We start from the raw sequence: 16204 nt of genomic DNA, 5'->3' as shown, positions 1-16204 counted from the left end.
CCGCCTTGATTACTCTTGCTGAACGAGTTCACCGCCCTCGGCTTGGCGCTTCAGCGCTTCAAGCTGCTTTGTCACCTGCTCATTGAAGGTCGCCAGACCGAGTTTGGCGAAGCCCTTCAGGGCGAGGCGAACGGTTCGTTCGTCCCAGCCGAACTTGAGAGATAGCGTTGCGGCTTCTGGCTCGATGGCGCGTTCGAATGCGCTTTGCATCAAGGCAACTGCATCGCGGCCGGCCTGATCGACCTCATCAACATTGGTGAGTTCGCCCCGTCGCTTGGCGAGGTCCATTTCCTTCAGCTCGGCGTCGGCGAGCGCTTTACGAGCGTTGCCATCGGCCTGCGTTTTGTTGCGATTTTGGACGCCGCCCGAGGATGGTGCCGGGCTGGCCACGCTGCTGAAGAGCGATCCGGCCGGAGCGGAACGGATGCGAATGTTGCCGGATCGATGTTCGACCAAGGCGATGTAATCAACCTTGTTCGACTTTCCGTCTTCGCGCAGCGGCAACGCTTCCGCGTGCTGCTTGAGGTAGCGTGAGAGCGTCGAACGATCCACCTTGTCGCCGGATTGCGTCAATCGCGCCGCCGCTTCGGTGATGGAAATCCAGTCTTCGTCCATCAAATCCATCCGTGCAAGCGTGCGTGCATCGTGCGTGTATGCGTGTACCGCTTTTCGAAAGTGCAACTAGTGAAATCCCGCAGTACCCCAGTCCCGTATGGTCGATTTTCTTCGAAAACGGTCCCTAAATGGGGGGGTGGGGGTGCCGCCCCTCAAAGGGGGCAGGGTCGAAGGGGGTCAGGGGACCAGCTTATCAAGCACCGCCGAAACGCGTTGATCAAGCAACGGAGCGGCGATCCGATGGAAGGCGGCGGCCGTCGCGCCCGATAACATCTCCACCGGAATGAAGACACCCGACCGGGCAAAGGTGATCTTGCTGCCCGACGAATTCAGCCGGTAGAAGACATGGCCGTTGAACGCGGGAACCTCTTTGCGATCCGGGAACAGCCCGCCCCGCATGAAAGTACCGGGGTAAAGCGTTGCCTTGCCGAATGGCCTTGCCACCACACCAGACGGGGTTTCCTTCGGCCGAAGATACTTGAGACGGATGTTTCCGCCCCGCGTCGTCATATCGTAGATGTACCGACCGGGCCGAGCTGCCGCAGGATTGCCAATCGCCTTGACGATAACCTGCCGTGGCAAGCCGGTCTGTTTCGTCAGCTCACGGATGACAACCGTTTTCGAGCGGTTGCCCACCTGGTTGACGATGCGAGGCAAGACTTTCGGGAATTGCGCATTCAGCGTCTGAAGGCGCTTGCCGTACTTGGCGAGGTTTCTATCGGCCCATTTCACGGACAGAACAGCCATCGTCAGATTATCCCGGAAGTTGCCTACACCCTATGCCAACGAAAAAGGCGACCGAGTTAGGGTCGCCTTCGCTCAAGTCCGCCTTTGGATATAGCTGTCGCACTGGCCTTGAATCGGCCTCTCTGGCGAGAGGGTCAAGGCAGGGTCTACCCGGCATACCCGCGTGGGAGGTTTTAACTCCACTCGCCGGTCGAGACCGGCGCGCTTGCACAGGATCAGCAGATCATCCTGTGCTATGCATAGTCACAACTTTTCGAGCAATGCAAGAGAGGTTTCGATAGGTGTTACCGCGCCAAACATCTCTACCGACACAATGGCCCCGGTCGCGATACGCTCCCCGTCAACCACCTTGTCCTTGCGGAGTTTGGCGACGTGACCACTGAAACCGGCGAACGGTCCGCTGCCAAAGCAGACCCTGTCACCACGTCGGAAGCTCTTGCAGTGCTCCAAATCAAGATCAATCTCTTGAGTACCGAAGAGCTTGAATCGATTCATTTCCTCGTCTGATACACGATGCGGCTCAATCATGCCGCCGACGAAGCCCGCGACACCTTCCAGCCGCGCAATACCGCAGACTGCTGCGGGCGAGTAAACCATGTTGACCAGCACATAACCGGGCATCATAGGCCGCATCAGATCGTGGATGACGCGACCGCGAACGACCTGTTTACCGCAATTCTCCATGGGCAAAAAAACATTGACCCCGGCTTTGCCGAGAGCGTCTTCAACAGCTTTTTCAGCTTTGTGCTTCGTCTCAACCACGAACCATTCGTGCTTGCCCGGCTGATTCTCCGCCGCCATTGAAAGCATGGTGACGGTCAGTCGCTTCTTGTTCTGCATCTGGTCGAACAGAGACGCAAAGCGCGTTAGGTCATAAATCTCCGGGTTGACCGGCTTGCTGGCGGCATAAATCTTCACGTTATGCATCATTGGAGCGTCCCTCGTTGATGGAGATAAGGAAATTGGAAAGCGCGGCATCAACAGCCGCTTCGAGATCGTCAGTCCCGTCATCGACAGCCGGGAGATAGACCCATTCGGGCGCATGCTCGATGAAGGGCCAGCCATTGCGCTCATGCAGGCGCTTCCACGCTGCAAACACATCGCTGTCGCGGTGCACCTGCCGGAAGTCCTGCACGAAGGGGAGAAGCGCGAGCGAAGTGGTGTAAGGTTCCCTGCGCCGGGCATGGTCCCGCATGGCGCTGACGACCAGCCAACCGTTGTCACGGCGCTTTTCGTGCACAAGCTGTTCGCGGGAAATCATGCCCTTGGCGATGCGGGTTTCGTCGAAGGTGGTCAGGTGCAGCGGGCCGGTCGGCTCTTTTGACAATGCCTCAAGCCGCGTTCCCATCCAGAGCTTACCGCAAACCTTTGCTATGCCCCGCGTCTGTACATGCTCCGCAAGAGCATGTTCCGGCAGGTCACGCCAGTGGCGGTTCTTGAGATAGACCGCTGCGGCCATCAGTTCGGAAGGCTTGGCCCAACGGAGATAAGCTGGCGTCCGCTCTACGCATTCGATCCGATCTTCTGGCGAAAGCGCGAACCATGCATTGCGGGCATACACCACATCGCCCTTTTTCCACGTCGCAAACCAGAGCGTGAAAGCGTGCTCAATCTTCTTTCGATCAACCTTTTTCAAAACGCCCTCTTCCGCGTCAGCGGAGGGAGAGTTGTTTGGAAGAGTATCTGGAAGAATCTTATCTTGGTGGAACTCCTCCACCACCTTCCGGTCGTCATTTCCACCACCTTCGGGAACCATTTCCACCACCTTTTCGGCGGAACGTGGTGGAGCTGCTCCACCACCTTGACGGGTCGCGGTATCATTGGAACGTGGTGGAGGATTTCCACCGCCTTCATTGTCTTCGATACCGGCTGCATTGCCGGAAAGGTCGCGGCCCGGCCAGCGCGCCACGTATTCGTTCCGCTTCCATTTCTGGCCGCGAAAACCGTGTTGCGTCACAACGATCCAGCCGCTCTGTTCGGCGATTTCGAGGTGTTTCATGACGGTTTTCTTGTCGAGGCCCGTCAGGTCCACAAGGTCCGAAATTGGCGGGTAGCAGGAACCGCCGGTCGCATCCATTTTTAGGCCAAGCGTATGCAGCACAAGGCGCGTAATAGGTGGCAGGCCGGATTTGGCAACCGCGTGCCGCCAAGACCATGCACGCGACGTTGCGCCGTGATCTGGTTCCATCACCGCACACCGCCTTTCCGCACCACGTCGCGCAGGAAAGAGCGCACGGCGTGCACCCCGAGAACGACCGTATGCGGCAACCCGCCGTCCGGCAGGCGCGTGGCGTTGATGGCCGCAAATTCCACGTCCAACGCGTTCACGCCGAGCGAGAAATGCGCTGCCTGCAAAACCCGCCGAATGTCGGTATGGTCGCGATAAATGACACCCTGCGGCGCGCGCAAAAGCCAGTCCGCGCGCGCCGCATCCGTCTGGCAGTCTGCCAGAAGTTCAACAATAGGCATGAGTTCGGTCATCGGCTGATTTCCCGCTCCACCTTGCGCGCCAGAACGCGGTAGCTGTCCATCGCCTTGCAAAGATCGCCCTGCGCCCGCCGCTGCTCGGCAGCAGCCTTTTCGGCGCGGGCGGTCGCTTCCTCGCAGGCGCGGAACGCAACCTCCACCTGCGCCGTCTCTTTCAGGAACTCGTCATAAAGCGGGTTCGAACCTGCCGGGCCGAAGAACTGTTCGCGCACCTGCGCCACCCAATCGCGCGGCACGCCCAAATCTTTCGCCACGGCGGCATCCGTCCAGGGGGATTTGTAGGCGTCCTTGGCGTAAACCTCATCCAGCTTGTCATTGATGATGCGCCGGTCCTCGCGGCTCATTTCGCGGGGCTTATCTGCAATCGTCGCTGCGGTGTCCGCCATGGCTTTCTGTCCTTTACGCTTGGCAGGGCTGGCGTGGTGCGGGCAAAAATCCTTGCGCGGATTGTTGCCGACCACCCATCCCTTGTTCTGGAAATGTTGAGTTGCCGCGATTGGCGGCTTGCGATTGACCCCGGTTTGATGCGGGAAATAGGCGACAGCGCCGCAGCAAGCGCAGGCGATCTGCATGGCCTTCGTGGACTTGTCGCCGTAGGAAATCGGAACTTCTGGAAAGATGCGGTCGCTCACACGGAAACCCTCTTTTTCCACACGTCGAAATCCGTCCGCAGCTCGATGAAAACCGATTGCGCCCGTTCGTCCGTGTTGAGTTGTGTTTTGCTGGCGATGCCGATCAGGCTCTTAAGCACCGTGTCGGCATGGCCTTCGTTGTAAATCGCGCGCGTCTTGTCCCGCATTTCGAGGAAACGGTGAAACAGCGGCTCCGCGCAAAGCCGGTCGGCCAACCCGGTAAAGTCACCCTCGCGAAGAGCAACTTGACGTGCCTGCGCGCCGTGGTGACGGACGCGAATGGCCTCATAGGATGCAAGGCGTTCGCGTGCCGCCCGGATTGCTTCCTCGTTCCCGGCGGAGATCGCCGCCGCAAGCCGAAGCTTCGCCGTGTGAATTGCCGGGCCGAACCGGTCTGTTTCGATTGCCCCGAGTTTGACCGCAAGCGCGCGCTTCGAGAGGGCGATATCGAAATGAACCCAACTGGCGTTGCGGTGCGAGCCGAAAGAGAGAACCGGATGGCCCTGAATCCACTTCCGCTGGACGCGAATGCGGTCCGCCATGGCAAGCAGTTCGTCATCCGAATCCGCCCACATGTGGCACATCACCATGTTGCCGAAAGGAGCGCGCATGTCGTCGACGTAAACGCTCATGCAGCGTCTCCGAGGGCATAACCGCCCCATTGCAACGCCGCCGCATCGGCAATACCCGGATGGGTTTGCGACCGAATTTTCCACCTGTCAGCACCCGGAGGAGCGCGATGCACGATAGACCAGCGCTTATGCTCGTCTGTCCCCACCTTTGGCGGAACAAGCCGGTTCGTTGCCACCAGCGGCGGTAAACCGCGCAAATAGAACGAAGTCGCCTTGAAGGAAGGATCGCCAAAATGCCACGGCTGCACGGTCTGCGCCGCTTTGTGATAGTTGCGGATTCGCATTTTGGCATAGCGATGCATCACGGGATTTTCGACGGCGATGCGCTGTATCGGTGCATTCCAGCAATCGGAGAACAAAGCAGCCCCTTCATCCAGGAGCCGCCACATGATCGCCAGCTTTTCATCGCGGGAAAGCAGCGCCCACGCGGCACGTTCCGCGTCCATTGCTTCATTCGGTGCGTTTGTTGGCGGCTCTTTCAGCCACCGCACACCCGAATTACAAAGCCGGGTACAGGGCGGGTGCATCACCGCCAGCAAGTCCCACCCTTCATTCAGGAGATCGCGGACATCACAGATGATATGCCGATTACTGCCATCGTCAGCAGGCAACAGGTCACAAGACCAAACATCATGGCCGAGAGCTTCAAAGGCCCGACGAACAACGCCGGACGTTTCACACCCGATCAGAACCTTGAGCGGCTTTGCGACTTTGAAATGTGTTTTCTGAAAGGAAACCGTCATGCCGCCTCGCTTTCCGCCGAGGCGGCAGCTTCCTGAGGCTGAAATTCCTTCCAGTCCACGCGGCGAACGATGGTGGCGTTGCCGTAGCTGCCGTCCTCGTTTCGCTCCCAAACAAACCACGCCGTGTTCATGCGGCTGGAGGCTTTATTGCCCTCCCATCCGTCACGGTGCATCATCGGTAGGCGGCGCTTGAAGACGTAGACGCGCGCGGGCGGGCAATCGTCCATGACGAAATTCCGGTCGTCATCCGCGAAACCGGCAAGGAAATTCAGATTGAGCAAAAGCGCCATTTTGTGCGGCTGGTAGACCCGCAGGGCATGGGCCACGAAAGCGTTCAGCACGTCGCCGTAAGGCGGGTTGGTGACGATATCGTATGAGCCGGCTTCCGGCGGTTGCGAGGCCAAGAAGTCCTGCACCGCCTGCAATTCGCCGTTGCTGTCCGCCGTGCCGTAATCGTTGATATCGGCCAGCACCACGGCGTAGTGATACGCTTCGAGCATGCGCGAGATCGCGCCGCGCCCGCAGGCTGGTTCCAGCACGCATGCTGTGAATTCTTCCAGCGCCAGCAGCGTAAACATCGCCTCCGGCGGAGTTTCATAAAGGTTTGCGCCGCGTTCTTCTTTCGTGGCGCTCGCTGTGCCGACCGCTGCGCGAAGATTGGCTTTTGTCGGTTCCAATCCGGCGGCAAGACGCGCCTCAATGGCCCGTTCGACAATACCGGGTTCGCGATGCTCCGCCGCTGCGAGTTTGCGGGCATCGTGAATTTCCTTATAAGAAAGTCCGGCATCATCGACAGAAAAAACCTTTCCATCGGGAAGGTTTTTCGGCCTGCCTCGCGTGGCTGCTTCGCCAGCCGCCTGCGCCTCGTCCCATTTGTCGGCAATCAAGATTTTCGCACGGGCTTCGATCAAGAGCGCGTCGGCCTGCATGCGCCGCGCCTTGGCGACCAGCTTTTCGGTTGCGCCGATTTGTTCGGCGAATTGCGCGGCGGTTTTGGCCTGATTATAGGCGACCGACGCAACAATGCGGGCGTTGATGACATCGCCATCATCCAGCAGCGCCCGCGCTCGTTCCACTGTGGCGACCAGACCGGACGCATCCGCGACCGGCACCACGGCGGTTTCCGTTTCGCGTTCCGGCATGTCGCCCGGCTCCGCAATGCCTTCCAGCATGGCAAGCATTTCGCGGGCGCGGTCGGTCGGGTAATAGGTTTTCCCGTTCTTCTTGTCCCGTGACAGGTAACCGTTACTGACTGACTTGTTTGCCGCAATGCTCTGCTGTTGCGATTCGACCGTCACCATGCCGTCGCGAACGGCGGCGGTGATGACGACAAGGGCGCTTGGGCCGGGCTTCGGGAGTTTCACTTGCTTGTAAGGGGCCATCAGTGCGCCCTCATCAAACGATCAAGATACGCCTGTCCCAAGCCGGTCAGCTTGGCGGTCTCACCATCGGCGGTGATATGGACGTAGCCGCAGTGGCGGCACTCTTCGGCGAGCCGTCGCCGAACGGGTGTGTAAAGCTCCAGCGTGCCGCGCTGGAATTTCACCTCGCGCAAAAAGCCCCTTGCACTATCGGACAAGGGGCGCTTCATCAGTTCGGTGATGGCCGGGTCGGTAAGGCGCTTCATTCCGCACCCCCGACGACGCTAAGCCCGACCTTGTGACCGCCATTGGCTTTCACGCTGGCGAGCGCTTTGCGAAACGCCGCCAAGCCCGCTTCCAGTTCCGCCGCATCACGGTCCATTTTCGTGGCTTCGGTTGGCGTCACCACCATGTCCGCAATCGCAACCGCACCGCCGGAGATCAAATCGCCAGCCTTGCGGACCATTTCGGAATAGGTGACGACGACGCATTGTTCGGCGGCGCGCTCGCCCTCCGAATCCGACAGCCGCCGCCCGTTAAGCTCCGCCATGGCAGAGGTGACAACCGGCACGCCGCATTCGCTTTCCAGCGCATAAACGGCGTGCAGCGGCATCAATTCCGGGTCGGTCGCGTTGTTCATGCGCCCGATATGGCTTTTCGAAATCGAGGAAACGTCCGCCGCACGCTCGATGCCGCCCACGAGGCGGATAAGGTCACGTTGCGCGGCTTTGATACGGTGAAACCATGCGTTTGAAATCATGAGACAATACCTTTCCCGCGCCGGGAAAATCCCGGCGTTTTTCCCGTGGTGGGAATTGATTGGAGGTGACAGTTTCAGGGCGTCAGGAAACTACGGAGGCCCACATGCAAAACGAGAGTTACCCGCGCCGGGCGAGAAGAAGGAAAGTGCACCGGCGCGGGTCGCAGCAGGCCGGGAGGATTGGCCGCGCGAAAAGGAAACGAGGCCGTTCATTCTGCCGCCTCGTGAAAGATTGTTTTGGACGGACGGTAAACAGAATTGGGCCATTCAAGATCTTCTGGCCAATGGTTCGAGAGCCAGCAGGTCGCCGCTTCCAGTCGGCGGACCCCAACGTCAGCGCCATTCCGGATTGCAGCCAGCCGTTTTCCATCGTTGAAAATCTTAGACGAAAGCGTTGCCTCAGCGAGGTGAGAGGCCTCGCCGTATCGGTCGGCAACAATGAAAAAGGCGGTAATAGTGAGCATACGCAACGGTATGCGGTACATATACCTAGTTGTCAACGGTTTATATACCGCTTGCCGAACTCGCGCCGACGGTAAAGATACCGCTATGAGCAAAGAAAATACCCAGAAGCGGCGTGAAGAGCTTGTCGCCAGAATCCACGAAAGGCTTGACGAGCTTGGCCTTTCGCGAAACGCCGCTGAACTCCAAGCATTTGGTAGGGCGGGGACCATTCGCAATTGGGAAAGGCCAGACAAGAATGTCTTACCGCGGACCGACAGCGTCGAAAAATTGGCCCCCGTTCTGAAAACAACCGCAACTTGGCTGATGTACGGAAACGATGCACCGAAACTCGTCAGTAGTTTTGATCCCGACGCTCAGGATTCAGAGGAAGATAATGGCGATTGGAACGATCGGGTTCGCCCAGCCGCCTTTATTAATGGTGGCCTCCACTACAAAGGAAGAATTGAAGGCGCATCGCCAGAGTTTCCAGCGGCCGCAGGCGCTGGCCAAGGCCATACGCTGGATGACCGCGCAGCCCGTGTTGAAACTAGGGGGATAGCAACAGGTCATCCGGTTACGTCGGAATGGGTTATTCCACCTGATTTTGTGCGTCACGGCCTAGGGGCTACACCATCACAAATCGCCCTCATACCCGTGGTTGGTCATTCCATGGAACCGCGCCTTTATGCGGGCGACAGGGTGATGGTGGACCTTTCGCAATCGGCTTACGCAGGTGACGCCATTTACGTTATCAATGATGGCGACGAGGTGATGAAGGTCAAAACCTTGAGTAAGATTGCAGGCTCCAATCCGGCGCGCTTCCGCATTATTTCAGAAGCTGCACCGGATCGTTTCGATGAATTGCAACATGATGATTTCAGGATAATCGGCCGGGTCGTCGGTCGCTTTTCGAGGATGTGAGAATGAGACAATCACTCGATCACGCAAACATTGTGGAGCAGGTTAACCGGCTATACGAAAAACTCGATCAACCGGCAACGAAGGGCGATCTATTGAAGCTGTATGCCGCACTCTCACTCAATCAGGAACTGATCCTTGATGCGATGACGGCACTTTCGGCGATGGTTACAAATGATGAGGTATCTGAAAAGTATAACAAGTTCGGAGAAACATTTAACAATACAAATAGTTTTATCACTAAAGAATTGCAGGCTCTAATCAGAGCGGCCAAAGAGGGGGTGGACGATGAGTGACAACAATATTGTCAACCTATTCTCAAGATTTCACGATCAACAAGAAGCTAAATTGCGTGCGCTGACCGAGGGGAAGTCCTTGAAATCAGGCGGTGGCGGTGGCACATTTGATGGCATGGAAACACGTGTCAAATCTCTCGAAGACGACATGAAGGAAATTAAGGGCGATCTCAAAACGCTCCTTAAGGACGTCGCTGAAATGAAGGGAATGCTGAGAAGCATGCCTTCTGCGGAGTCGTTCGGCCATTTAAAAGGCCGCGTCGATAGCCTTCCTACAACCGCAAAGGTAGCTACAATAATATCAATTGCTGTCGGACTAATGACCCTAGTTACGCGGTGGCAAGACGTGATTTCTTTTTTTAGGCCACACGTCTGAGTTTTAATCAGTGATTCCATTGCCCAACCCCGCCGGAGCAGCGGGGTTTTTTATTGTCCTGATATAGGTACAAATACCGTTTTGGATGTTGACAACGGTACATGTACCGAAATACGTTCCGTCCGTTCAGGCCGTTCAACCTCGTTGCGGCTCTGGCAGACGGCCGGGCGGCGCACCCTCGAAATGTAAACCTGCCGCCCGGCTCCCTCAACAGGATGGAGACAAGGCATGCATATCAATACCGCGAACGACACCGACCTGAAGCAGGCGATGGCGGAGGCCATCCAGCGCGTGGGCGAAGGCTGCACGAAAGCCGACCTGCGGGAATGGTTTACGGCTGAGGAAATCAATCGCTGCGGTGATGCAGCTATTGCGCGGTTCCACGACATGCGTGTTCAAGACGCGCGCATTGCGGCCTGAAACGTCCGCTCTGGTTTCCGCCTCACGCGAGGCGGTTTCCCGAACGGATGGAGACAAGCTTGATCCAGATTTCACCCATGATCTCGACAGATTGCCCGCAACAGCAAACGTCAGCTTATGGCCGGTTCTTTTTTGCCTGCGTTTGCGTCGTCCTCATCCTCGCCATTATCGCCGGCTCAGCGCTTTGCGCCGCTAGCCTCGCTGAGATCAAACGCCGCCAGGTCGCGGCACCCGGAACGCAGGAGGGCGGTGAATGAAAAAGCCAAGCGCCGCCGACCAGGTAACCGTCCTCTCGTTTTGTTTCGTCGCGCTCACCGCATTTAGTGAAAACGCGCTGTCACCAACACAAAAACGGTGGGCGCGACAGCGTGCCGAGAATTGCCTTTGGGCGCTTGGTATTGCCGAATTTAAAACGGATCGCGCAATGTATACCGCTCGCGCGCTTGAAGAATCCAAGAGGACCCTTGACCTGGAGGCCACCAAACTTTTGACGGAGAACATGCGATGACAGCCGCCGCCGAAGCAAGACCGGCTGGCGCTTGCCCATTGCCGTCCGTTCTTGGGTTAAACCGCGAGCAAGCCGCCGCCTACATTGGCGTTTCCAAATCCCTGTTTGACGAAATGGTGGCCGATGGCAGAATGCCGAAGCCGAAGAAGGCAAATAGCCGCACCATTTGGGACAGGCGGTCGCTCGAAAGAGCCTTCAGTCGCTTGCCCGGAGGGGAGGGCGATGAAACAGAGGAATGGGATTTCGCGTAAATGCCCAAGAAATTTGCAAAAAAATATGTAGTCGAAGATCGAACCGGGGGCAGTCTCCGGTTTTATTTTCGGCGCAAAGGCCAACCGAAAGTTCGACTGCCGGGGTTGCCCGGCACCGATGAATTCAATGCTGCATACTACGCTGCATTAGAGGGCGTCCAGAAAGAGGAAATCACCGGCCCGAAAATGGCAGGGAAGGGGACATTCCGCTGGCTATGCCAGCTCTATTTCCAGAGTGCGGAATACAAACAACTGGACACCAAGACGCGCTATCGCCGCAAGCTCATCGTTGAGGCTATGTGGAAAGAGCCAATCAAAATGGGAGACAAGAAGCTATTTGAGGATGTGCCGGTACCTGCATTTACTGCAAAAGCCGTTCGCGCTCTACGGGACCGGAAGGCGGAAACGCCAGATGCTGCGAATAGCTGGCTTAAGGCGTTACGAGCAATATTCGGCTGGGCGACAATGCCCGCCGTTGAACTTTGCGCGACCAATCCGGCCCGAGACATCCCCTATTTCAAAACCGGATCGGAAGGCTTTCACTCTTGGACTGCGGAGGAAGTTGACCAATTCATCGCAAAACATCCCATCGGGACGAAAGCTTATCTGGCCTTGATGTTGATGCTTTATACAAGCCAGCGCCGTAGCGATATCGTCCTGTTCGGAAAGCAGCACATGACAAAGGGTTGGCTCCGGTTTGTCCAGGAGAAAGACAAGAGGAGGAAGCCCCGCAGATTGGAAATGCCGCTGCATCCAAATCTTGTGAAGGCTATCGAGGCCGGGCCGTGCGGTGATCTGACCTTGCTCGTCACCGAGTTCAACAAGCCCTTCACGTCGAATGGCTTTGGCAACTGGTTTCGGAAACGGTGCGATGAAGCCAAGCTTACGCATTGCAGCGCCCACGGGCTGAGAAAAGCCGCCGCTGCGCGGCTTGCAGATCGCGGCGCGACCGAGCACCAGATTATGGCTATCACCGGCCATACAACGTCGAAAGAGGTAATCCGCTACACCAAGGCGGCTCGCCAAAAGGTGCTCGCAAAGAGCGCCGTAAAGCTCATGGATCAGGCTGTAGACGACAGCGACGACTGACCAAAAGAAGAACAAAAGTGTCCAACTTTTCTAGGTGGTATGAACTACTTGGACACTTCGGAAAAGAAAACCTAAGCAAATCAATGTGATTTTTAGGTAATGGTACCCCAAGCCGGGATCGAACCAGCACTCCTTTCGGAACCGCATTTTGAGTGCGGCGCGTCTACCAATTCCGCCATTGGGGCAACGGTGGTAATGCCACGGCGTCTATCATGGTGAGGGCCATGCGTGCAACCCCAAAGCTGACTTATCCTTTTGAATTGCGCGTGTTTGCGCGGCCGGTTTTCCGTCCTTGCCGGGGCCGCCGATCAAAATGTTACGGTCGGTGGCTGTGCCGGATCGCGACACCTGCAGTTGCGGCATTAAGGTAATATTAGGCACCTCTAATAAATTAGAATATACGCAATTACTAATTGAATTATGATGTCCGGGTGGAGTTTCCACGCGGGGCGGGAATGGCCAAACTCATAGGGAGGAAATTATGAGGGCTTTTTCTCGCAATTTATTACTGTCCGCCTGCCTGATCCTGCCGGTCCATGCCCATGCGCTGGATATCGGGATCGGCGGTGAGAATGGGGTTAATGCCAGTGTGGGTGGCAACGGCAGCGGCGGGCTCGGGGTCGATGCCTCCGTTGGCGGCAGCGGTGGTGTCAACGCCAGTGCGGATGTCGGCGGCAGGAGCGGCGGCGGATTGGGCGCGGATGTCAACGCTTCGGTCGGCGGCAGCAATGGGGTCAATGCGGATGTGAATGCATCCGTCGGCGGTTCCAGCGGCGTCAATGCGGGCGTGAACGCCTCCGTTGGCGGGTCGAACGGTGTCAATGCCAATGTCGGAGCCAATGTCGGCGGCTCGAGCGGGGTGGGCGTTGATGTCGGGCTGGGCATTGGCGGTTCAAGTTCGCCGGGTAATCCCGGCAATCCGGGAAATCCTGGGAACCCGGGAAGCCCTAACAATCCCGGCACATCGGGCCCAATGACGCCTGGCGCCATGCGTCAGGTCATTCAGGCCTATAACGACATGTCGCGGACCGAGCAGATCAAGCTCGCCCGCCGTTGTGTCGATATTCTGGGCGGCGGATACGATGCGGCTCTGACGCAATTGTGCAAGATGATCCGGACGGCTTCGCGCTGAAGCGGGCTTTACCCGCATCATAAACTCCGAAGGGCGCCGCTGGCGTCCTTCGGATCAATTGCCCTTGCGTCCGAAGGACAGGATCTTCTGCCGCAGGCTGCGGGCGAGGTTGCGGGTGTTGCGGTACATGTCCACCTGCGTGGAAACCTGCCGCACGTCGCGGTCGCTGTTCTGGGCAAGCCCCACCACCAGCGTGCCCATTTCCTGGCGCTCCTGCCAGAAGCGGCTCATGATCGGATGATCGGGCACGGCGCAGCTGTCGCTGCGCAGGATATTGGCGTCATCCAGATGCCAGTCGGTCAGTTTCTGCACCAGCAGCTTGCCGGGAGAAAATTGCGCATAGCTCTCGTCGAAAGCGGTTTTCCACGTATAGGCCTCGCCCGCCGTGATGAAGACGACCATGGAGGCGATGGCGCTGCCATTGAGATCGATGGTGTGGATACGCACCGCATCGGCCTCGGCCAGATTGGTGATCGCCTCGCGGGCAAAGGCGGCGCGATAACGGTCGTTGACCAGCGCGGTGCGTTTACGCCCTTTCCAGCCGCTCGCCTCCAGCGCCAGAAATTCCTCCATGCGATAGCGCACGTCCTTCGGCTGCCGGGTAACGGTATAGGCGAGGGGCCCAATTTTTTCGAGCTGGCGCCACTGCCTGTTCATTTCACGCAGATGGTGCGGTGCAAGGGCGTTTTGCAGGTAGGCCCTGCCATCAAGCAGGCTTTCCAGCATCGGCCGGTGATAATTGCCTGTCGTCGTCACCGGCAGGTTGCGGCTGAGCGCGATGGCTTTGAACATGCGGGCAAAAGGCCCTTCCAGCCTAACATCCGGCAACACCAGAACGTTGGGCAGACGCATGTTGCGGTCGGAAAGGGCGTCGAAAAGATTGTCGAGGGTTTCGGCGGCCCCTTCGGTATCAACCAGCGGCGTACCAAGCGGCCCGAACGGATTGGCCCAGACGCGAATAATGGAAGGGCCGATGGAAAAGCCGGGCTTTTCCACGGTGAAAGGCATCAGGAAGCGCATGCGGCTTCTGGCGCCGTTCTCATCGCGAATAAGCGCAAAGCGCACGGATTTGTCCTCGATCCGCGGCATGGCGGGTGCGAGAAGCCGTCCGGTGAAGAAGACATTCGCCTCCATCACGCGGTTGGACAGAAAGTCGAGTTCTTCCTGCATGTCGTAACCGAGCTGACCCGGATAGATGCAGAATTCCCGGCCATCGCGCCCCACGCGTCGGCTGCTGTCGGCTACGGGACGGTCACGCTCCGCAGACGCCATCAGTGCGGCGATGCGCGGGTCCTGAAAATCCGGATTCTTTGGATCGCTGGACATGCTTATCGTTACACCGCCTTCCCAGTGTTTTGGCCCGCCCGGGGATCGTTGAAGGCAAAAAGGACGATCCCGAGTGTGCGGCGAATGGCAATATGCAATAGCACAGCTTCTATGCACATGGCTATCGCCACCGCTGCCGCGGCCCCTGCCAGACCATAGACCGGAATGAGCGCCATGTTGAGTGCAATGTTGCAACCGAAGATAATAATATAAAGCACGACGCACAATTTTTGTTTGCCGGCCATATTCAGCAAGGTTTCTCCCGGGCCTATCAGCGCTTTGGCGAGAAAACCGGCGAAAAGGAAAAACATCAGCTCGTAGCCCTGAACGAAGCCGGGACCGAAAAGCGATAGCAGGAACGGGCCGGCCAGAAGCACCACGCTGCCGACGGCAAGCGACGGCCAGAAGGCCCAGCGCGCGGCCTGGCTGGCGAAACCGGCGAGCCCCTGCCTGTCATTGGCAGACATCAGGGCGGCCAGACGCGGGGCGGCTGCCGCCTGCACGGAGAAAAACACGAATTGCATCAGCACGATGGTCTTTGCCGCGGCGAAATAAATGCCCACCTGATCCGGCGGCAGATAAAGCCCGACAATCACCACATCGGAATTGGTCATCAAAAACCCGATGCCGTCGATCAGGAACATCGGAAAGGCGAACCTTATCCAGTGGCGAAAATGAACCCTTCGGGCCGTGCTGCGGAAATGCCGGTTGAGCCGGCGGTCCATGAAGACGAAATGGAAAAGCGTGGTGACATAGGTGGCAAGAAGGGCCGTGAGCATGGCCGTCGTCGCGGTTTTTTCCGCTCCGAAACCGATTGCCACCAGCATGAACAGCAGGATCAGCACCGGGCGGATAATATAGGTGGGGCTGAGAGCGGAAACCGCCCAGCCATTGGCGCGCGCGGTGCCGTTCAGCACATCGCCCAGCGCCACCATCGGCAGGGTGAAAAGCGCCAGCGAAACGGGAATGAGATAATAGGAGGCGATGCGCTCGCCGAAGAAATACAGAAAAACGAAACCGAAAATCGCAAGCGCGCTGGCCGAAAACATGGCGAAGACACGCGCCGTCGAGGTCAGTCCCATGATCTTGTCATGGGCATCCTCCATACGGTAGCCGGGTAAAAACCTGATGACGGTCGTGTGAAAACCGAGACAGGAGAGGTTGCCGAACAGGATCACCAGAACCCAGACAAAGGCGAACAGGCCATATTCGAACTCCCCCATCAGGCGGGCAAGAATGATCTGCGAAATGAAGGCGATGCCGGCGCTGACGATGCGCACCGCAAATGCAACCAGCGCCATGCGCTGCGCACGGGAAACCTCATCTCCGCCGGAAAGAAGGACGGCGACCTTCGCTACCAGCGGCGAAAGCTTCGCGCGCAGGCCTGCGGGTAAGGCTTTTTCCGCCGTGTTGAGGATAGCCATGATCCACACGCCATCATTTCCAGTTGAATAGGCAAGCCGATTA

Annotated in this window: 22 protein-coding genes and 1 tRNA gene; 9 read left to right on the top strand and 14 right to left on the bottom strand. The window is 57.9% G+C overall.

The genetic code is table 11. From position 1 onward, the window contains the following. Nucleotides 1-9 precede the first annotated feature (9 nt). The 11 genes from WDZ78_RS02015 to WDZ78_RS01965 all read right to left on the bottom strand — a co-directional run bounded on the left by WDZ78_RS02015 (nt 10) and on the right by WDZ78_RS01965 (nt 7977). Complete coding sequence (locus WDZ78_RS02015) at nt 10-615, bottom strand: hypothetical protein (protein WP_425672180.1); 606 nt, start codon at nt 613-615, stop codon at nt 10-12. Nucleotides 616-792: 177 nt separating this feature from the next. Next, nucleotides 793-1362: a hypothetical protein gene (locus tag WDZ78_RS02010; RefSeq protein WP_425672179.1), complete on the bottom strand. Its 570-nt coding sequence runs from the start codon at nt 1360-1362 to the stop codon at nt 793-795. A gap of 243 nt (nt 1363-1605) precedes the next feature. After that, entirely contained in the window at nt 1606-2292 is a 687-nt protein-coding gene (gene nusG / locus WDZ78_RS02005) for a transcription termination/antitermination protein NusG (RefSeq protein ID WP_425672178.1), read from the bottom strand. Then, on the bottom strand, nt 2282-3550 hold the full coding sequence (locus tag WDZ78_RS02000) for a helix-turn-helix domain-containing protein (protein WP_425672177.1): 1269 nt from the start codon (nt 3548-3550) through the stop codon (nt 2282-2284). The genes nusG and WDZ78_RS02000 overlap by 11 nt, the downstream gene beginning before the upstream one ends. Next, nucleotides 3550-3843 (bottom strand): hypothetical protein, encoded by a 294-nt coding sequence (locus WDZ78_RS01995; RefSeq protein ID WP_425672176.1) that lies wholly within the window; start codon nt 3841-3843, stop codon nt 3550-3552. The genes WDZ78_RS02000 and WDZ78_RS01995 overlap by 1 nt, the downstream gene beginning before the upstream one ends. Further along, nucleotides 3840-4481 carry a hypothetical protein gene (locus WDZ78_RS01990; protein WP_425672175.1) on the bottom strand — a complete coding sequence of 214 codons (642 nt, stop codon included), beginning with the start codon at nt 4479-4481 and terminating at the stop codon, nt 3840-3842. The genes WDZ78_RS01995 and WDZ78_RS01990 overlap by 4 nt, the downstream gene beginning before the upstream one ends. After that, a complete protein-coding gene (locus WDZ78_RS01985) occupies nt 4478-5113 on the bottom strand; it encodes a DUF4031 domain-containing protein (RefSeq protein WP_425672174.1) in 636 nt (211 codons plus the stop codon). The genes WDZ78_RS01990 and WDZ78_RS01985 overlap by 4 nt, the downstream gene beginning before the upstream one ends. Continuing rightward, nucleotides 5110-5856 (bottom strand): hypothetical protein, encoded by a 747-nt coding sequence (locus tag WDZ78_RS01980; protein WP_425672173.1) that lies wholly within the window; start codon nt 5854-5856, stop codon nt 5110-5112. Before WDZ78_RS01980 ends, WDZ78_RS01985 begins: the two co-directional genes overlap by 4 nt. Continuing rightward, on the bottom strand, nt 5853-7238 hold the full coding sequence (locus tag WDZ78_RS01975) for an SAM-dependent methyltransferase (protein ID WP_425672172.1): 1386 nt from the start codon (nt 7236-7238) through the stop codon (nt 5853-5855). Before WDZ78_RS01975 ends, WDZ78_RS01980 begins: the two co-directional genes overlap by 4 nt. Further along, nucleotides 7238-7483 carry a hypothetical protein gene (locus tag WDZ78_RS01970; protein ID WP_425672171.1) on the bottom strand — a complete coding sequence of 82 codons (246 nt, stop codon included), beginning with the start codon at nt 7481-7483 and terminating at the stop codon, nt 7238-7240. Before WDZ78_RS01970 ends, WDZ78_RS01975 begins: the two co-directional genes overlap by 1 nt. Continuing rightward, on the bottom strand, nt 7480-7977 hold the full coding sequence (locus WDZ78_RS01965) for a hypothetical protein (RefSeq protein ID WP_425672170.1): 498 nt from the start codon (nt 7975-7977) through the stop codon (nt 7480-7482). Before WDZ78_RS01965 ends, WDZ78_RS01970 begins: the two co-directional genes overlap by 4 nt. Nucleotides 7978-8526: 549 nt before the next feature. On the opposite strand from WDZ78_RS01965, the gene WDZ78_RS01960 reads away from it, so the two are divergent. From WDZ78_RS01960 to WDZ78_RS01925, 8 genes are all read left to right on the top strand, one after another. Next, the gene (locus WDZ78_RS01960) at nt 8527-9342 is read left to right on the top strand and encodes a S24 family peptidase (protein ID WP_425672169.1); all 816 of its coding nucleotides are present in this window, start codon (nt 8527-8529) and stop codon (nt 9340-9342) included. Nucleotides 9343-9344: 2 nt separating this feature from the next. Then, nucleotides 9345-9635, top strand: a complete 291-nt coding sequence (locus tag WDZ78_RS01955) for a hypothetical protein (RefSeq protein ID WP_425672168.1) — start codon at nt 9345-9347, stop codon at nt 9633-9635. Continuing rightward, nucleotides 9628-10011 (top strand): hypothetical protein, encoded by a 384-nt coding sequence (locus WDZ78_RS01950; protein ID WP_112361063.1) that lies wholly within the window; start codon nt 9628-9630, stop codon nt 10009-10011. The genes WDZ78_RS01955 and WDZ78_RS01950 overlap by 8 nt, the downstream gene beginning before the upstream one ends. 228 nt (nt 10012-10239) lie before the next feature. Further along, a complete protein-coding gene (locus WDZ78_RS01945) occupies nt 10240-10431 on the top strand; it encodes a hypothetical protein (RefSeq protein WP_425672167.1) in 192 nt (63 codons plus the stop codon). Between the two features lie 59 nt (nt 10432-10490). Continuing rightward, a complete protein-coding gene (locus WDZ78_RS01940; RefSeq protein WP_425672166.1) occupies nt 10491-10688 on the top strand; it encodes a hypothetical protein in 198 nt (65 codons plus the stop codon). Continuing rightward, nucleotides 10685-10939: a hypothetical protein gene (locus WDZ78_RS01935; protein ID WP_425672165.1), complete on the top strand. Its 255-nt coding sequence runs from the start codon at nt 10685-10687 to the stop codon at nt 10937-10939. The genes WDZ78_RS01940 and WDZ78_RS01935 overlap by 4 nt, the downstream gene beginning before the upstream one ends. Beyond that, complete coding sequence (locus WDZ78_RS01930) at nt 10936-11190, top strand: helix-turn-helix transcriptional regulator (protein ID WP_111817999.1); 255 nt, start codon at nt 10936-10938, stop codon at nt 11188-11190. Before WDZ78_RS01935 ends, WDZ78_RS01930 begins: the two co-directional genes overlap by 4 nt. After that, a complete protein-coding gene (locus WDZ78_RS01925; RefSeq protein WP_425672164.1) occupies nt 11191-12279 on the top strand; it encodes a site-specific integrase in 1089 nt (362 codons plus the stop codon). It abuts the gene before it with no gap. Nucleotides 12280-12379: 100 nt separating this feature from the next. Here WDZ78_RS01925 and WDZ78_RS01920 read toward each other — a convergent pair. Continuing rightward, nucleotides 12380-12464 (bottom strand) — tRNA-Leu (locus tag WDZ78_RS01920). Between the two features lie 296 nt (nt 12465-12760). On the opposite strand from WDZ78_RS01920, the gene uppQ reads away from it, so the two are divergent. Then, the gene (gene uppQ / locus WDZ78_RS01915; RefSeq protein ID WP_020012092.1) at nt 12761-13411 is read left to right on the top strand and encodes a polysaccharide biosynthesis GNAT family N-acetyltransferase UppQ; all 651 of its coding nucleotides are present in this window, start codon (nt 12761-12763) and stop codon (nt 13409-13411) included. A 54-nt stretch (nt 13412-13465) separates the two neighbouring features. Here the strand turns inward: uppQ and WDZ78_RS01910 are convergent, their stop codons facing one another. Next, nucleotides 13466-14737: a GNAT family N-acetyltransferase gene (locus tag WDZ78_RS01910; protein WP_003507069.1), complete on the bottom strand. Its 1272-nt coding sequence runs from the start codon at nt 14735-14737 to the stop codon at nt 13466-13468. Between the two features lie 8 nt (nt 14738-14745). Next, the gene (gene uppV, locus WDZ78_RS01905; RefSeq protein ID WP_020012091.1) at nt 14746-16161 is read right to left on the bottom strand and encodes a Wzx-type polysaccharide biosynthesis protein UppV; all 1416 of its coding nucleotides are present in this window, start codon (nt 16159-16161) and stop codon (nt 14746-14748) included. Between the last annotated feature and the right edge of the window lie 43 nt (nt 16162-16204).

Source organism: Agrobacterium sp. M50-1 (assembly GCF_049843495.1).
GTDB classification, from domain to species: domain Bacteria; phylum Pseudomonadota; class Alphaproteobacteria; order Rhizobiales; family Rhizobiaceae; genus Agrobacterium; species Agrobacterium radiobacter.
The sequence above is the reverse complement of the archived record's forward strand: the minus strand, read 5'-3'. Positions and strand labels throughout refer to the sequence as shown.

Bases quoted from the DNA above. Each gene is read 5' to 3' on its own strand.
- WDZ78_RS02015 (WP_425672180.1), bottom strand. From the start codon at position 615: ATGGACGAAGACTGGATTTCCATCACCGAAGCGGCGGCGCGATTGACG.
- WDZ78_RS02010 (WP_425672179.1), bottom strand. From the start codon at position 1,362: ATGGCTGTTCTGTCCGTGAAATGGGCCGATAGAAACCTCGCCAAGTAC.
- nusG (WP_425672178.1), bottom strand. From the start codon at position 2,292: ATGATGCATAACGTGAAGATTTATGCCGCCAGCAAGCCGGTCAACCCG.
- WDZ78_RS02000 (WP_425672177.1), bottom strand. From the start codon at position 3,550: ATGGAACCAGATCACGGCGCAACGTCGCGTGCATGGTCTTGGCGGCAC.
- WDZ78_RS01995 (WP_425672176.1), bottom strand. From the start codon at position 3,843: ATGACCGAACTCATGCCTATTGTTGAACTTCTGGCAGACTGCCAGACG.
- WDZ78_RS01985 (WP_425672174.1), bottom strand. From the start codon at position 5,113: ATGAGCGTTTACGTCGACGACATGCGCGCTCCTTTCGGCAACATGGTG.
- WDZ78_RS01980 (WP_425672173.1), bottom strand. From the start codon at position 5,856: ATGACGGTTTCCTTTCAGAAAACACATTTCAAAGTCGCAAAGCCGCTC.
- WDZ78_RS01975 (WP_425672172.1), bottom strand. From the start codon at position 7,238: ATGGCCCCTTACAAGCAAGTGAAACTCCCGAAGCCCGGCCCAAGCGCC.
- WDZ78_RS01970 (WP_425672171.1), bottom strand. From the start codon at position 7,483: ATGAAGCGCCTTACCGACCCGGCCATCACCGAACTGATGAAGCGCCCC.
- WDZ78_RS01965 (WP_425672170.1), bottom strand. From the start codon at position 7,977: ATGATTTCAAACGCATGGTTTCACCGTATCAAAGCCGCGCAACGTGAC.
- WDZ78_RS01960 (WP_425672169.1), top strand. From the start codon at position 8,527: ATGAGCAAAGAAAATACCCAGAAGCGGCGTGAAGAGCTTGTCGCCAGA.
- WDZ78_RS01955 (WP_425672168.1), top strand. From the start codon at position 9,345: ATGAGACAATCACTCGATCACGCAAACATTGTGGAGCAGGTTAACCGG.
- WDZ78_RS01950 (WP_112361063.1), top strand. From the start codon at position 9,628: ATGAGTGACAACAATATTGTCAACCTATTCTCAAGATTTCACGATCAA.
- WDZ78_RS01945 (WP_425672167.1), top strand. From the start codon at position 10,240: ATGCATATCAATACCGCGAACGACACCGACCTGAAGCAGGCGATGGCG.
- WDZ78_RS01935 (WP_425672165.1), top strand. From the start codon at position 10,685: ATGAAAAAGCCAAGCGCCGCCGACCAGGTAACCGTCCTCTCGTTTTGT.
- WDZ78_RS01930 (WP_111817999.1), top strand. From the start codon at position 10,936: ATGACAGCCGCCGCCGAAGCAAGACCGGCTGGCGCTTGCCCATTGCCG.
- WDZ78_RS01925 (WP_425672164.1), top strand. From the start codon at position 11,191: ATGCCCAAGAAATTTGCAAAAAAATATGTAGTCGAAGATCGAACCGGG.
- uppQ (WP_020012092.1), top strand. From the start codon at position 12,761: ATGAGGGCTTTTTCTCGCAATTTATTACTGTCCGCCTGCCTGATCCTG.
- WDZ78_RS01910 (WP_003507069.1), bottom strand. From the start codon at position 14,737: ATGTCCAGCGATCCAAAGAATCCGGATTTTCAGGACCCGCGCATCGCC.
- uppV (WP_020012091.1), bottom strand. From the start codon at position 16,161: ATGGCTATCCTCAACACGGCGGAAAAAGCCTTACCCGCAGGCCTGCGC.